The 15349-nt window shown below is 54.4% G+C and carries 12 protein-coding genes; 10 read left to right on the forward strand and 2 right to left on the reverse strand.

The features are described from left to right. The first annotated feature begins 2 nt into the window (after positions 1 to 2). From pstA to phoU, 3 genes are read left to right on the forward strand one after another with little or no spacing between them, the layout of a single operon-like run. Entirely contained in the window at positions 3 to 857 is an 855-nt protein-coding gene (gene pstA, locus IPJ96_09425) for a phosphate ABC transporter permease PstA (protein MBK7910567.1), read from the forward strand. A gap of 6 nt (positions 858 to 863) precedes the next feature. Continuing rightward, entirely contained in the window at positions 864 to 1622 is a 759-nt protein-coding gene (locus IPJ96_09430; protein ID MBK7910568.1) for a phosphate ABC transporter ATP-binding protein, read from the forward strand. Positions 1623 to 1680: 58 nt separating this feature from the next. Further along, a complete protein-coding gene (gene phoU, locus IPJ96_09435; protein MBK7910569.1) occupies positions 1681 to 2358 on the forward strand; it encodes a phosphate signaling complex protein PhoU in 678 nt (225 codons plus the stop codon). Between the two features lie 13 nt (positions 2359 to 2371). On the opposite strand, the gene IPJ96_09440 is transcribed toward phoU, so the two are convergent. Next, positions 2372 to 3409, reverse strand: a complete 1038-nt coding sequence (locus tag IPJ96_09440) for a quinone-dependent dihydroorotate dehydrogenase (GenBank protein MBK7910570.1) — start codon at positions 3407 to 3409, stop codon at positions 2372 to 2374. Between the two features lie 152 nt (positions 3410 to 3561). Here IPJ96_09440 and IPJ96_09445 point away from each other — a divergent pair, with 152 nt between their 5' ends. From IPJ96_09445 to smpB, 6 genes are all read left to right on the forward strand, one after another. Beyond that, entirely contained in the window at positions 3562 to 4281 is a 720-nt protein-coding gene (locus tag IPJ96_09445; GenBank protein ID MBK7910571.1) for a metal-dependent transcriptional regulator, read from the forward strand. A gap of 9 nt (positions 4282 to 4290) precedes the next feature. After that, positions 4291 to 6171 (forward strand): Nramp family divalent metal transporter, encoded by a 1881-nt coding sequence (locus IPJ96_09450; GenBank protein MBK7910572.1) that lies wholly within the window; start codon positions 4291 to 4293, stop codon positions 6169 to 6171. Between the two features lie 70 nt (positions 6172 to 6241). Then, complete coding sequence (locus IPJ96_09455) at positions 6242 to 6622, forward strand: hypothetical protein (protein ID MBK7910573.1); 381 nt, start codon at positions 6242 to 6244, stop codon at positions 6620 to 6622. An 88-nt stretch (positions 6623 to 6710) separates the two neighbouring features. Next, the gene (locus IPJ96_09460; GenBank protein MBK7910574.1) at positions 6711 to 11096 is read left to right on the forward strand and encodes a CusA/CzcA family heavy metal efflux RND transporter; all 4386 of its coding nucleotides are present in this window, start codon (positions 6711 to 6713) and stop codon (positions 11094 to 11096) included. An 8-nt stretch (positions 11097 to 11104) separates the two neighbouring features. Further along, positions 11105 to 12241, forward strand: a complete 1137-nt coding sequence (locus IPJ96_09465; protein MBK7910575.1) for an efflux RND transporter periplasmic adaptor subunit — start codon at positions 11105 to 11107, stop codon at positions 12239 to 12241. Between the two features lie 44 nt (positions 12242 to 12285). Beyond that, a complete protein-coding gene (smpB, locus tag IPJ96_09470; GenBank protein ID MBK7910576.1) occupies positions 12286 to 12729 on the forward strand; it encodes an SsrA-binding protein SmpB in 444 nt (147 codons plus the stop codon). Between the two features lie 128 nt (positions 12730 to 12857). Here smpB and IPJ96_09475 read toward each other — a convergent pair whose 3' ends face one another. Next, the gene (locus IPJ96_09475) at positions 12858 to 13688 is read right to left on the reverse strand and encodes a hypothetical protein (GenBank protein ID MBK7910577.1); all 831 of its coding nucleotides are present in this window, start codon (positions 13686 to 13688) and stop codon (positions 12858 to 12860) included. A gap of 422 nt (positions 13689 to 14110) precedes the next feature. Here IPJ96_09475 and IPJ96_09480 point away from each other — a divergent pair, with 422 nt between their 5' ends. Next, a complete protein-coding gene (locus tag IPJ96_09480) occupies positions 14111 to 15346 on the forward strand; it encodes a TonB-dependent receptor plug domain-containing protein (GenBank protein MBK7910578.1) in 1236 nt (411 codons plus the stop codon). The last annotated feature ends 3 nt before the right edge of the window (positions 15347 to 15349 follow it).

Consider the following 15349-nt stretch of genomic DNA (forward strand, 5'->3'; position numbering starts at 1 on the left):
GTATGACCAAACAACTTAAAGAAAAACTGGCCTTCTGGACGTTCAGGATCTTAAGCCTGTTCGTGGTCGGGGTGCTCTTCTGGATACTCTACTTCATCTTCATCAGAGGCTGGAAGACGATATCCTGGGAGTTCCTTACCAGCATGCCGGAAGATGGCATGACCGCCGGTGGGATTTATCCGGCCATCATCGGAACGCTTTGCCTCATGGTCGGCAGCATGCTCTTTTCGTTCCCCATCGGTATCATGGCCGGCATCTATCTGAATGAATACATGAAGGATTCCTGGTTCAAGCGATTTGTCAAGATGATGACCAACAACCTGGCCGGTGTACCTTCGATCGTCTTCGGACTCTTCGGCATGTCGCTTTTCGTGAATACACTGGAGTTCGGCGATTCCATCCTGGCCGGCTCCCTTACCCTCAGCCTGCTGGCATTGCCTGTCGTGATCCGGGTAACGGAGGAAGCCTTGCTGGCGGTCGATCAATCGTTCCGGCAGGGAAGCCTGGCACTTGGCGCGACCAAACTGCAAACCATCCGCCGGGTGGTACTTCCGATCGCAACACCGAATATCATTACCGGTCTTATCCTTTCCGTCGGCAGGGTTTCGGGCGAAACGGCTCCGATCCTTTTTACCGTAGCAGCCTACTTCCTGCCTAAATTGCCTTCCAGCATCTTTGACCAGGTCATGGCGCTTCCCTATCACTTGTACGTTATTTCCACCAGCGGAACCGATATCCAGGCATCGCGCGACATGGCTTACGGCACGGCTCTCGTGCTGGTCATGATCGTTCTCCTGCTGAACCTGGCCGCCAATGCGCTCCGTCGTTACTTTGGCAACAAAGTCAAAATGAATTGATGCTCCATGAATAAGATCGAAACCCGGAACGTCCACCTCTACTACGGAGATTTCCACGCCCTGAAGGGTATTGACATCGCCATAGAAGCCAATACGGTGACGGCGCTCATCGGTCCTTCCGGCTGCGGGAAGTCCACGTATCTGCGACTCTTCAACCGAATGAATGACCTCATCGATAATGTCCGGATAGAAGGAGATGTATTGCTCGATGGGCGCGATGTTTACAAGAAGGACATCGGCATGCGGATGGATGAACTGCGTAAGCGGGTCGGTATGGTTTTCCAAAAGCCGAACCCCTTCCCGAAGTCCATCTTTGAAAATGTCGCCTACGGTTTGCGTGTCAACGGTATCGGAAACGAATCATTCATCGAAGAACGCGTGGAAACTTCTCTGCGCCAGGCGGCACTCTGGGAGGAAGTCAAGGACAAGTTGAAAAAATCCGCCTTCGAGCTCTCCGGCGGACAACAGCAGCGACTCTGTATCGCGCGTGCGCTGGCGATCGAACCTTCCGTCTTATTGATGGACGAACCTGCATCCGCGCTCGATCCGATCTCCACAGCCAAGATCGAGGAACTCATCTACGAACTCAAGAGCAAGTACACCATCATCATTGTCACCCACAACATGCAACAGGCCGGTCGTGTTTCGGATAAGACGGCCTTCTTCTATCTTGGGGAACTGATCGAATACGACACCACACCGACCATCTTTACCAATCCCCGGGACAAACGCACCCAGGATTACGTAACCGGCCGATTCGGCTGAGCGCTGTTGGCTCATAGTTGCCGTACGATTATCATTAAAAACTGTATCAACTTCCTTCATCATGACGCACCTGGACGTCGAACTCAAACGACTCAAAGACGAATCCGTCGAACTGTTCGAACTGGTCATTTCCCAGCTCCGAAAAGGCAGGATCGCACTGCTGGATTTCGACAAGGACCTGGCGCGCGAAGTCAATTTCAACGAAAAGCGCGTCAATGCACTGGAGTTGAAAATCGACAAGGACTGCGAGAACATCTTTGCCTTGTTCAACCCCGTTGCGATCGACCTGCGCTTTGTGCTGGCGGTGTTGAAGATCAATTCCAATCTTGAACGGATCGGAGACATCGCCGACGGCATCGCACGCTATGTGATCGAAGCCGATGCACCGTTTCACGGCGACTTACTGAAAGTGACCCGTCTGGACGAGATGTATACCCTCGCCATTGAAATGCTGGAGGATGTACGGAAATGCTTCAATGAAGAAGACACCCGGCTGGCCCGAGGTGTTTTCAAAAAGGACGATGTGCTGGACGATATCAACGGGAGCGCCAACCGTGTCGTGGAAGCCCTGATCCGCAAGGAAGCGGAACACATTGCTCCCGCCCTTCACATCATCTCCACCATCCGCAAGCTCGAACGTACGGGGGACCAGGTCAAGAACATTGCTGAGGAGATCATCTTCTACCTCGAAGCCAAGGTGCTGAAACACGGCAGCGGTAAGGTAATCGAAGACTGAGGCCCAAACCTGCTCATCGTACGAGGCTGCGCAGAATCCGCTTCACGAGTCCGGGCCCTTCGTAGATGAAGCCAGTGTACAGTTGCACCAGATCGGCTCCTGCGTCCAGCTTTTCCTGAGCTTCTTCCGGTGAATGAATTCCACCCACGCCGATGATGGCGAAGCGCTTTTGCGCGCGCCCGGCGATGTGGCGGATGACTGCGGTTGATTTACGGGTCAGGGGGCGTCCGCTTAGTCCACCGGCTCCGATGGCCTCCACCTGTTCCGAAGCGGTCTTCAATCCGCTCCGGTCCAGCGTCGTATTCGAAGCGATCACACCGGCCAAGCCCGCCTCGAGGACAACCGCGACAATATCGTCCAGTTGTTCCGTGCTGAGATCCGGCGCTATCTTCAGGAAAACCGGTCTGGCTTTCCCTCCCTTAGCCAAATCACTGCACCGTTTCATCAGTTGCCGTAGAATCGCCAACAAGGGTTCTTTCTCCTGCAGCGCGCGGAGACCGGGCGTGTTCGGGGAACTGACATTCACGACGAAGTAATCGACCACCGGATACAAAGCCTCCAGACACAGCAGGTAGTCATTCACCGCCTGTTCGTTGGGTGTATCCTTGTTCTTTCCGATGTTCCCGCCGATGATCAATCCGGGGCGTCGCTTTCGCAATCGTTCCGCCGCGGCGGTTGCGCCGGCATTGTTGAAACCCATGCGGTTGATCAGGGCTTCATCTAGGGGCAGCCTAAACAACCGAGGCCGGGGATTTCCGGCTTGTGGTCGCGGGGTCACCGTACCGATCTCGACAAAGCCGAAACCGAGATCACCCAGTTCCCGGTACAGCCGGGCATCCTTATCGAAGCCGGCTGCCAGGCCAACCGGGTTGGGAAATTCCAATCCGGCTACGGTACGTTTCAGGCCGGGATCGTCCACCCGGTACATCGACCGTACCAGCGGCCGCACGATCGGGATACGCATCCCGTTTCGCAGGATACCAAAGACCGCATGATGCACCTGCTCCGGGTCGAACAGGAACAGGAGTGGTTTCAGGAAGGAACGGTACAGCGACATCGGCCGCAAAGATAATCGGAATGCGTTGCCCGGCTAAAGCTCAAACATCCGGGGTCTCCGACCGGCCATGAATCCGAGCAATCGGGGCGGTTAAACTTTTTTAGGCTAACCTAAATTTAATTTATATATTTGCCTAAATTTATCCCATGGCGCATTCCACCTCTGAGGAGAACTACCTGAAATCCATCTATCACCTGTCCAAGTCGGAAGGCGGATCGATCGGCACCAATGTGCTGGCTGCGGATCTGAACACCACCGCCGCTTCCGTCACCGAGATGCTGAAGCGGCTTTCGGGAAAGCGGCTCGTCGACTACCGGCCGTACCACGGCGTTTCGTTGACCCTGGCCGGCAGGAAGGCCGCGTTGGCAACGATCCGCAAGCACAGGCTGTGGGAAATGTTTCTCGTAAAATCCCTGGGCTTTGGTTGGGACCAGGTGCATGACATCGCCGAACAGTTGGAACATATCCAGTCGGATCTCTTGACCGACCGGTTGGAAGCGTTCCTGGGGCATCCTGCTTTCGATCCGCATGGCGACCCGATACCGGACAGCCGCGGACGGATGCCGGACCGTCGCGAGCTCAGATTGGTGGAACTTTCACCCGGTGAATCGGGCATTCTGTGCAGCGTAGGAACGGACGATCCCGAATTCCTGCGTCAACTGGACGAGCTGGGTATCGGGCTGGGAACCCGGATCCAGTTGGAGGACCGGTATGCCTTCGACGGCTCTGCGCGGATCCGGATCCGGCCCGGCAGGCGCCAACTCTATCTTGCGGAACCGCTGATGCGCCATCTATTCATCCAGCGACCCGCACAGGCAGGAAAACGCGCTTCGACGAAGCGGCAATTCACGCGAACCGGCAAATAAATTTTCACGATGACCACTTCTTCCAACGACTCCCTTTCAGAGGTTCACGGATCCGTCGATACCACTGTACATAAGGGAAGATTCCGAAAGCTGCTGTCCTTTCTAGGTCCCGCCTACCTGGTATCCGTGGGGTATATGGATCCCGGCAACTGGGCAACCGATATCGCCGGAGGCAGCCGTTTCGGGTACGCGTTGATCTGGGTGTTGCTGATGTCGAACCTGATGGCCGTACTCCTCCAGAGTCTTTCGGCTCGATTAGGGATTGTCCGGGGACGGGATCTTGCTCAAGCGTCGCGCGAAACCTATTCCCGACCCGTGAACCTGTTTCTCTGGTTCCTGGCCGAGATCGCCATCGCTGCCACCGATCTCGCCGAAGTGCTGGGAATGGCCATCGGCATTCAGTTACTGTTCGGTCTACCGCTGATCTATGGCGTTCTCCTCACGGTGCTGGACACTTTTCTGCTCCTTTTCCTGTTGAACTTCGGCATCCGGAAGATCGAGGCGTTCATTCTGTCGCTGATCTCCATCATCGGACTCAGTTTTCTGACGGAGATGATCCTGGCAAAACCGGACCTGAGCGAGGTCGTTACCGGCTTCGTTCCCTCCCTGCCGAACGAAGCCGCCTTGTATATCGCGATCGGCATCATCGGGGCGACCGTGATGCCACACAACCTCTACCTGCACTCATCACTGGTCCAGACCCGGCGGATCGACCGCAGCAACTCCGGAATTCGACGCGCGATCCGGTTCAATTTTATCGACTCCGTCATCGCCCTCAATCTCGCCTTCTTTGTCAATGCCGCCATCCTGGTACTGGCCGCCTCTACCTTTTTTAGAAACGGCATGTTTACGGTCAGTGAGATCCAGGACGCGCACCATTTCCTGGAGCCGCTGCTCGGCAGCAAACTCGCGCCTGTCCTGTTCGCGGTTGCCCTGATCGCCGCCGGTCAAAGTTCTACCGTCACCGGAACCCTGGCCGGACAAATCGTAATGGAAGGTTACCTCCATCTCCGATTATCGCCCTGGATCCGCAGAATCATCACGCGCCTGGTGGCGATCATTCCCGCACTGCTTACCATCCACTATTTCGGCGAGTCCGCGACCGGCGAGTTGCTGGTATTGTCACAAGTGATTCTCAGCCTGCAATTGGGATTCGCGATCATTCCCCTGATCCATTTCACTTCGGATAAAGAAAAAATGGGGGACTTCCGGATTTCCTGGTGGGTGAAGTCACTCGCCTGGCTGTCCGCGACGATCATCGTAGGCTTGAATGTGCGCCTGGTCATCGATGAGATCAGCGCCTGGTTGTCTGCCAGTGCGGATCCCACGCTGCTGGCCTGGACGGTCATCCCATTGGCCTTGTCTGTGGGTGCGCTGTTGCTTTACGTAACCATCAAACCACTGTTTCCGCGCATTGTTCGCCCCAGTGCACGCGCGCCGCACGGTGGACCCAGAACACTTGGCCAAGTAGAAAGCATCCGGTACAGTCGAATCGCTATTACCGTCGACTTCTCCCAGTCCGACGAAGCTTCCATTGCTTCCGCCTTAGGACAAGGAGGAAAGGACGCGACGTATTGTCTGATCCATGTTGTAGAATCCGCCGGTGCAATGGTCATGCGACAGGATATCCGGGATATGGAAATGCTGAGTGACCGCAAGAACCTGGAAAAGTACCAGGAGGACCTGAGTGCCAAAGGGTTCAAGGTCGAGTACCGTATCGGTTTTGGCACCACGCGTAAGGCTATCCCGGATCTGGTCAAGGATTTTCAACCTGATTTGCTGGTCATGGGCGCTCACGGCCACATGGGCTTCAAGGATCTGCTTTTCGGTACCACTGTCGATAAAGTCCGGCATCGCGTCCAAATACCGGTTTTGGTCGTACGCCCATGAACCTTTCGTTAAGGGAAATTAACCCGGAAATTCAGTTTGCATTCGAAAAGTCCGGTTATATTTGTTCATCGTGCTTCGTGCCACCAGCTTTTTTCTGTCATTGAGTTTTCTGCTCACCGGGGCGGACGGAATTGAATTGTTCAAACTTCCGGGTCTGATCTCCCATTATCTGGAGCATCGGATGGAACAACCGGGTATGGGTGTCGACGATTATCTGGCATTGCATTATAACACCCGGCACGCCGATCAACCGGAGCATGATGAGAATCTTCCGTTCAAATCCCACGAACATTCCACGGCCTGCTCGCAACTGGTCGCTTCGTCCGGCGAGGTTCGGGAGTTCAGCATCCGGCTTTTTTCTCCGGTCATTAACCGGATACATATCCCACTGGATGTAAAGATCCGTCATGCCGACGGGAATGGCGTTTGGCAGCCCCCTCGTCTCGGCTGATCTTTTTTTCTTTTCATTTTATTTCCAACCCACCGGATCCGCATCAGGTCAATGGACCTTTTGCACATGATCCGGAAGCTTTCACATCATGCTACAACGCATCATTCGATTCTCCATCGAGAACAAACTCATTATTGGACTCCTGGTCCTCGGTCTCGTCGTATGGGGAGCCTACTCCGCCAGCCGATTACCGATCGACGCGGTTCCCGACATCACCAACAACCAGGTCCAGATCATCACGGTATCGCCCGCGCTTGGAGCCGGTGATATTGAACGACTGATCACGTTTCCGATCGAACAGGCTACCCGTAACATCCCGGGGATCATCGAGCAACGGTCCTTCTCCCGCTTTGGGCTTTCACTGGTTACGATCGTCTTTGATGACGCGACCGACGTCTATTGGGCACGTCAACAGGTGAATGAGCGGCTGCAAACCGTTCGCAATGAAATACCGGATGGCAGCGGCAATCCGGAACTGGCCCCCGTGACCACGGGACTGGGTGAGATCTTTCAATATGTCGTCAGGGCAAAGCCCGGCTATGAGGGCCGGTATTCCGAACTGGACCTGAGGACCATCCAGGATTGGATCATCCGGAGGCAACTACTGGGTACGCCCGGAGTGGCGGATGTTTCCTCCTTTGGCGGAAAAGTGAAACAATACGAAGTGGCGATTGACCCCAACCGACTTCGCTCCTATGGCGTGTCGCTGGAAACCGTATTTGAAGCACTCCACGCCAACAACCAGAACGCAGGAGGCAGCTACATCGAGAAAGGACCGAATGCGCTTTTCATCCGTACGGAAGGCCTCGTCCAATCGAAAACCCAGATCGCGGGGATTCCGGTCAAGCGCCTGTCGGACGGGAGTTCGCTAAAGATCGGAGACCTTGGGGAAGTTCGGCTGGGTCATGCCACCCGGTTCGGCGCGCTTTCCTATAATGATGAAGGTGAAGTTGCCGGCGCGGTCGTCATGATGCTCAAAGGAGAAAACAGCTCAGCCGTCATCAAGGCTGTGAAAGACCGCATCCGCGAAATCGAAACGACCTTGCCGGAGGGCGTCACCATCGAGCCATTTCTCGACCGGACCAAAATGGTCAACAACGCCATTTCCACGGTGGAACGGAACCTCCTCGAAGGCGCGCTCATTGTCCTTTTTATCCTCGTGATCTTCCTGGGCAATCTTCGGGCAGGGCTTCTCGTGGCATCGGTAATACCGCTTTCACTCTTGTTCGCCATCATCCTGATGAATGCCTTCGGTGTCAGTGGAAATTTGATGAGCCTTGGCGCGTTGGACTTCGGATTGATCGTCGATGGAGCCGTGATCATCGTCGAAGCGGTCTTGCACCGTCTGCATCATGGAAAACATTTCCGGGGACATGGAATGGTCACCCGTTCTGAGATGAACGAAGAAGTCGGAACCGCCGCCGGCAAATTGATGAACGCCGCGGTATTCGGGCAGATCATCATCCTCGTAGTTTACCTACCCATCCTTTCGCTTGAAAGTATCGAAGGCAAGATGTTCAAGCCGATGGCACAAACGGTCGCGTTTGCCATTCTTGGGGCATTCCTGCTGTCATTGACCTATATCCCGATGATGAGCTCGCTGATCCTGAGCAGGAAGATCAGGACAAAACCCAATTTGGCGGATCGGATTTTGCGCCGGTTGGAACATTGGCACGAAACCGCAATGAACAGGGTGCTGAAAAAACCCATCAGCGTCCTCCTGCTTGCCATTCTGCTCTTTGGCGGATCGATTTCCGTGCTGGCAAGTCTTGGAGGTGAATTCATACCGGAACTGGAAGAGGGAGATTTTGCCGTTGACACGCGCGTCCTTACCGGAAGTTCCCTGTCCACCTCGGTGGCCGCGGTTCAACAAGCCGCCGGACTCTTGAAGCAGCGATATCCCGAAGTGGAAAAAGTCGTGACCAAAACCGGTAGCGGAGAAATTCCAACCGACCCGATGCCGATCGAGGCATCGGACATGATGGTAATCCTGAAAGACAAGCAACACTGGACAAGCGCAAAATCGTTCGATGAACTGGCAGAGAAGATGAGTACTACCCTGCAAGAGATTCCAGGCATTTCGGTCGGCTTTCAGTTCCCGGTACAGATGCGATTCAACGAACTGATGACCGGTGGAAGGCAGGATGTGGTGTGTAAGATCTTCGGCGACAACCTGGACTCGCTGGCCCGTTACGCAACACTACTTGGAGAAGAAGTACGACAAGTTCCCGGTGCAGTGGACCTGTATGTCGAAGCCGTTACCGGGTTGCCGCAACTGGTTGTCCGGTACCGGCGCGAAGCCTTGCTTTCGTATGGTCTTCGGGTGGATGAAGTGAACCAGGCCGTGCAGACCGCATTTGCGGGTGCCTCGGCCGGGATGTTGTTCGAAGATGACCGCCGGTTCGACCTGGTGGTTCGACTGAACGATAACGCCAGGACCGACCTTCAGGACCTCCGGGAATTACCGGTCCTGTTGCATGACGGAAGTCCGATCCCGCTCTCGCAATTGGCGGATGTCAACCTGGAGGTCGGTCCCAATCAGATCCAGCGGGAGAATGCCCGACGACGCATAACGGTAGGATTCAATGTTCGCGGGCGGGATGTACAAAGCATCGTGGAAGAACTCAAAGAACGTGTGCGAACAAAACTGTATCTTCCTTCCGGCTATTCGATCACTTACGGCGGCCAGTTCGAAAATCTGATCGCCGCCAAGGCCAGACTCGCCATTGCGGTTCCGATAGCACTGGGCCTGATCCTGCTGCTCCTCTACTTCGCCTTCGGATCGATCCGGCAAAGTGTTTTGGTCTTTAGCGCCATCCCCTTATCAGCGATCGGCGGCATTGTCGCCCTCTGGCTACGCGGGATGCCTTTCAGCATTTCGGCCGGGATCGGCTTTATCGCCCTCTTCGGTGTAGCCGTACTGAACGGAATCGTTTTGGTGACCGAGTTCAACCTCCTGAAAAAGTCCGGGGTAAATTCCATTAAAGAGAGAATCGTGAAAGGTACCCGGATCCGTTTGCGTCCTGTGTTGATGACCGCTGCCGTGGCTTCGCTGGGCTTTCTGCCGATGGCGCTCAGTAAGGGTGCCGGGGCCGAGGTGCAACGCCCGCTCGCCACTGTGGTGATCGGCGGACTGGTCAGCGCAACCTTACTGACGCTGCTGGTGCTGCCCGTTCTCTATCAATTCTCCGAAGAGCATCTCGAGAACCGACGTTTGCGCAAAGCACTACCGACGGTTCTGCTGCTCCTGTTCTGCCTGGGCGCAACAAATCTGACGGCTCAGCAGACGGAACCTGCTACACCCATAGGATTAAAGGCTGCCATCGATTCCGCGTTGAAAAATAACAGTGGAATACAAGCCCAGCGGAAGAACCTGGAAGCAGCCGATGAACTGAGTGGCAACGCGTATGAGTTTTCACCAACCGAATTCGGATACGAAAGTGGCAAGATCAATAGTCCTTACGAAGACCGGCGCTTTGGCGTTCAACAGCGGTTTTCTTCGCCGGTCTATTATGCCAATAAACGTCGCTACTTCCGGTACCAGGTATCGGTTGCGGAACAGGAGACCAACCTGTACGCGTTGCGGTTACGCAAAGAGGTCCGTCAGGTTTTCACAGACTATCGAATGGCAGAAGCTACCCTGGCGCTGCTAAAGAGAACCGACAGCCTGTTCGCTAAAGCCGCGGCGCTGGAAGAATTGCGGCACCGCTCCGGTGACAATGATCCCTTGCAGGTGTTGAGTGTTCGATCACGCCGGGAAGAATTGCGCGGTGAAGTCCTGAAATCAGAACGCGACCTTACCATCCTTGCAGCCAGGTTCCGCGAATTATTGGGAACGACTACCAACTTGTTGCCTTCCGATGCTGCCGGGTGGGAAGCTGATCTTGGACTACCTGACACCGACGCCCAAGCACACGGTACACACAGTTTACTCCAATTAGCCTCTTGGCGCGAACGATCGGCCTGGGCCCGCTGGAAGCTCGAGCAGGCAAGCATGGGGCCCGACTTCACGCTGGGGGTCGTGAGCCAGTCCTTCTCGGGCTTTCAACGATTACCCGAAGGAGAGGTCCTGCTGGGAAAGAACGACCGTTATCAATCGGTTCAGATCGGCATAGGTATACCCTTGTTTTACTGGGGCGCACGTGCCCGTGTCAAAAGTGCCAAAGCCAATTGGGCGCAAGCCGGATTCCTGCAGGAAGCAGAACAGATCAGGCTCCGGCGTGAACGACTCGAGCGGCAGGAACGCCTACAGGCTGCCGGCGAGCAATATTCGATCTACCGCGATCAGACACTGCCGTTGATCTCCGAACTAGAGCGCAAAGCGGCGCTGCGGCTCAGCAGTGGCGATATCCGGTATTTTGAATGGCTGAGTATTGTGGAACAATGCCTGCGGACCCGTCACGCTGCATTAGAATCCTATCGCGCCTATCTGCACGCAATCATCGACTGGAACGAGTTATCTGAACAAAACTGAACAAGACCATGAGCACCAAATTGCACCTCTTATACATCGCCCTATTCCTTTCCGCATGCGGTCAACCTACTGAAGGAAGAAAAGAAAGTGCCCCCGAGTACTCCGCCGATCAGATCGTATCGCTGACAGCCGCGCAATTACGGCAGGCAAATATTCAGATCGCGCTACCTGACCGCCGCACCATGAGCCAGGAGATCACGTTGAACGGAATGATCGACGTGCCTCCTCAAAACCTGGTTTCACTCAGCTTTCCATATGGTGGTTTTGTGCGGAAACTATCCCTCCTTCCTGGCATGCATGTTCAGAAAGGTGAGTCGATCGCTGTCCTGGAAGATGCCGCTTATGTCGGCTTGCAGCGTGATTTCCTCGTTGCCCGCTCCCGGCTGGAATACCTTCGCCTGGACAAGGAACGCCAGGAAAAATTGCGAACCGAGGATGCCGTGAGCGAGAAGACGTACCAACAGATCCGAAATGAATTTGACATGCAGCAGGCCGAGGTAGCTGCGGCTTCGGAAAAGCTGCGCCTGCTCGGATTGGATCCTGCCTCCTTCGATGCCAGCCAGGTGTCCCGTCAGGTCAGTCTGCATTCGCCGATCGACGGATACGTGGCTTCCGTCAACGTCAACACCGGTAAAGCCGTACAACCTACCGACGTACTTTTTGAACTTGTGGACCCCAAGGACCTGCATCTGACACTGACAGTCTTCGAAAAGGACATCGACCGCATCGAAGTCGGCCAGCGGGTCTGGGCGGTACGAAACGACGCCCCGGCGGATACACTTCAAGCCGAAGTGATCCTGGTCAGTCACAACCTGGACGCGCAGCGCAAAGGGCTTGTGCATTGCCATTTGCTGGAGACCAAAGGCCGATTATTGCCCGGTATGTTCATGCGGGCCGGTATCCGGCTTGCGGGTAGAACGGCAACGGTTGTTCCCGAGGAAGCGGTCGTGCGCTACGGGACGGAACAGTTCGTATTCGAAGCCATCAATGATTCCACGTTCCGGATGCATGCGGTCAAGACCGGAGTTCGGGAGGATGGATGGATCGAACTGCTTACTGAGGAAGATGATCTGGCCGTTAAATGGCTGGTTATCCGGAGTGCCTACGCCCTCTTGGGTAAGGCAAAGAATGTGATGGAAGAATGATCAAGGCCGCAGCTTGCGGCCGGACTCTGTATCTTCGCCAACCCATGACCGACTACACTTCCGTCATCAAGAACCGCAAAGCGGGATTCGAATACCACCTGTTGCAGCAGTTCACGGCCGGGATGGTATTGACCGGAACGGAAGTCAAATCCCTGCGTGCCGGCAAAGCCAGCATTGCAGAAGCGTTTTGCATCGTCCAGGACGACGAAGTGTGGGTGAAGAACATGCACATCGCCGAATTTGAGCGGGGCTCCTATTATAACCATGACCCCAGGCGGTTGCGAAAATTGCTCCTGAATCGTCAGGAGATACGAAAGATCACGGTCCGCCTGAAGGAGAAAGGCATTACCATCATTCCCGTGCAAGTCTACTTCTCAGAGAAAGGACTCGTGAAAATGGATATTGCGCTTGCCAAGGGTAAAAAGCTGTACGACAAACGGGAGGATTTGAAGAAGAAGGATATGGATAGGGAGCGGAAAGAGGGGTAATTGGAAAAAGGGTAACTAGTAACTGGTAATTAGTAATTGGTGATTGGTGATTGGTGATTGGTGATTGATTTTAGGAATAAAAAAAAACGCCCCGGGATCCGGGGCGTTTTTTTTATGGGCAGGTTCTCTTAGAAGTAGAGGGAGAGAACGATAGCGCCGCTAGCGTTGTCTACGTCAACTGCGAAAGAGCTGGATTTGCCGGTCTTGCCAGTCTGGCTGGTGGTACCGGTACCATTCCAGAACTCAACGGTAGATTCGCCTTCGCCGGTCGAAGAAAGGCCGAGGCCCCAACCGTATTCAGCGCCGATGGACATTTTCGGAGCGAAGAAGTATTCAGCACCGATGAAGCCACGCAGGTTGAAACCGAAGGTAGAACCAGCTTTCCACTCGGTAGGACGGCTGGTAGCCGGAACTGCCTGGCCGGAAGACCAATCGGTCGAGGTCGGGCTGTTGTTCGTGGTGGAGAAAGCGTTGCCATAAGAGTAGGTCTCTTTTGAAGAGCCGAGCATGATACCAGCTTCAGCACCATAGAAACCACGCAGACGGCCTTTGCCACGGTATTTCTGAATACCACCGCCGAGGGTGATGTTCATACCGCTGGTCTTGAGTTCGTCCGTTACGGTTGCAGGAGGATTGGAAGTGCTGCCGTCCTGGTCGATGATGTTGTTGAAGGTGTTGGAACCGAAACCGAGGCGAACTTTAACACGGTAAGCGGTGTTCTCGTCCTTCATCATTTTGCCCACGATGGTCTGGGTCTGCTGGTAAGCTGCGTTCGCGCTGTTGTTACCGGAGTTGCTCATGAGGTTGCCGAAATATTGCAGCCACGGAGCAGCATCGAAGCCGATAGACCAGTCACCAGATTCCGGAAGAATCGGGGTGCCGCGCTTCGAATTCATGTCCTGAGCATTGACACCGGCTACAGCTGCAGCCAGCGCTACTGTAAGAAACAGTTTTTTCATTTTTTGGGGTTTTAGGTTAGATTGGTTTCCTGCGTGCAAATTTAAGCGGGTCGGAAAACATCAGTCAAGGTTTTCTTGGAGTTATCCACCAGCAAGTGTTCATTTGCTTGATACTTAAGCGCTTTACGAATGAAGATTTAGAAACTTTAACGTATTAAAACCATCCGATTGGCTGGTAATACTCTGTATGTCGTATGTGTGCACCGAAAAATTGTACGAAAATCAACTTTTATGTCCTTTTCCATCTGCCCCATCCGAGCGGTCAGGATATCAACAGCCTGTTAACATTCGATTACGTTAAAATTCAATCCATTGTACCGTTTTTAGCTAAATTTTGAGTTAATATTTGTTAATGATGCAGCATTATTTGCTAGCTTGACGGCTGTTTCCCTGAAACTACAGACTAACCAAAAACCACTTCTATGAGAAAAACGCTAACGCTTCTGGCGTTGCTGCTTGCATTCTGCTCTTTGCAGGTCAGCGCGCAAGACCGCACCATTTCCGGGAAGGTGTCCTCTTCGCAGGATAACCAGACTATCCCCGGCGTGAGTGTAGTCGTGGTAGGCACTACCATCGGAACGTCGACCGACATCGACGGGAATTACAAGCTGAATGTCCCGAAAACCGCCAAGACGTTGCGGTACTCAGGCATTGGCATGCGAACCAAGGAAGTTGCTCTCGGAGCTTCGAATGTCCTGGACGTGGTGCTGGATGCCGATGTGATGAAACTGGACGAGGTTGTTGTAACCGCGCTTGGCATCAAACAAGAAAAGAAGGCAGTCGGATATTCCGTGCAGGATGTCGGCGGCGATGCTCTCACCAAGGCCGGTTCGCGTGACGTAATCAATGGTATGTCCGCCAAGGTCTCGGGTATGACAGTCATCAACTCCACCGGTACCCCGGGCGGTTCGTCCTTCATCCGTTTGCGCGGATGGAACTCCATTTTGGGTTCCAATTCTCCCCTCTTCGTCGTTGACGGTGTTCCCATGGACAACTCGTACAACCTGTCCGGTAACCCCGACGATGGTACGAACAACGGTCTGGAGAGCGTCTCTAACTCCAACCGTGCCCTCGACATCAACCCGGATGACATTGAATCGGTCACTGTACTGAAAGGCCCGGCTGCATCCGCCCTCTACGGTGGTAGCGCGGCCAACGGCGCCATTATCATTACCACCAAAAAAGGAAAAGCGCCGGCCGGAAAGAAAGGCGTAAGCGTCACCTTCAATTCTTCCATCCAGTGGGATCAGGTCAACAAACTACCGGAGCTTCAGGATAAGTTCTCACAAGGGACTTCCTGGGAAACCGGTACTCCGAGCTGGTACGGTCCCGATTATGTTAGCCAGGCTGGCCTTGGCGGTTACCCGCGTCAGGTTTCCTGGGGTGCCATGATCGATACCCTGTATTGGGATGGCTCCGACTATAAGTGGGACAAAAACGGACGCATCGTCGGAGCATCCGACCCGAACGCGAAGAAAAAGGTAACCCCGTATGATCCCTATGACTTCTTCCGTACCGGTGTCACCTATGACAACTCGATCGCCATTTCAGGCGGTAACGATCTCGCCTCCTTCCGTGCTTCGGTCGGCCATCTGAAACAGACCGGTATCGTTCCCCCTGAGCGACTGGGCGAGGACTTCCGTCAAATTCGCCGGTGAAGC

The organism is Bacteroidota bacterium, assembly GCA_016713765.1.
In the GTDB taxonomy this organism is placed as follows: domain Bacteria; phylum Bacteroidota; class Bacteroidia; order AKYH767-A; family 2013-40CM-41-45; genus Pollutiaquabacter; species Pollutiaquabacter aromativorans.

What these genes read in the sequence shown, in the direction of transcription:
- pstA (MBK7910567.1), top strand. Translation starts at nt 3, where the DNA reads ATGACCAAACAACTTAAAGAAAAACTGGCCTTCTGGACGTTCAGGATC.
- IPJ96_09480 (MBK7910578.1), top strand. Translation starts at nt 14,111, where the DNA reads ATGAGAAAAACGCTAACGCTTCTGGCGTTGCTGCTTGCATTCTGCTCT.
- IPJ96_09450 (MBK7910572.1), top strand. Translation starts at nt 4,291, where the DNA reads ATGACCACTTCTTCCAACGACTCCCTTTCAGAGGTTCACGGATCCGTC.
- IPJ96_09460 (MBK7910574.1), top strand. Translation starts at nt 6,711, where the DNA reads ATGCTACAACGCATCATTCGATTCTCCATCGAGAACAAACTCATTATT.
- IPJ96_09465 (MBK7910575.1), top strand. Translation starts at nt 11,105, where the DNA reads ATGAGCACCAAATTGCACCTCTTATACATCGCCCTATTCCTTTCCGCA.
- smpB (MBK7910576.1), top strand. Translation starts at nt 12,286, where the DNA reads ATGACCGACTACACTTCCGTCATCAAGAACCGCAAAGCGGGATTCGAA.
- IPJ96_09445 (MBK7910571.1), top strand. Translation starts at nt 3,562, where the DNA reads ATGGCGCATTCCACCTCTGAGGAGAACTACCTGAAATCCATCTATCAC.
- IPJ96_09475 (MBK7910577.1), bottom strand. Translation starts at nt 13,688, where the DNA reads ATGAAAAAACTGTTTCTTACAGTAGCGCTGGCTGCAGCTGTAGCCGGT.
- IPJ96_09430 (MBK7910568.1), top strand. Translation starts at nt 864, where the DNA reads ATGAATAAGATCGAAACCCGGAACGTCCACCTCTACTACGGAGATTTC.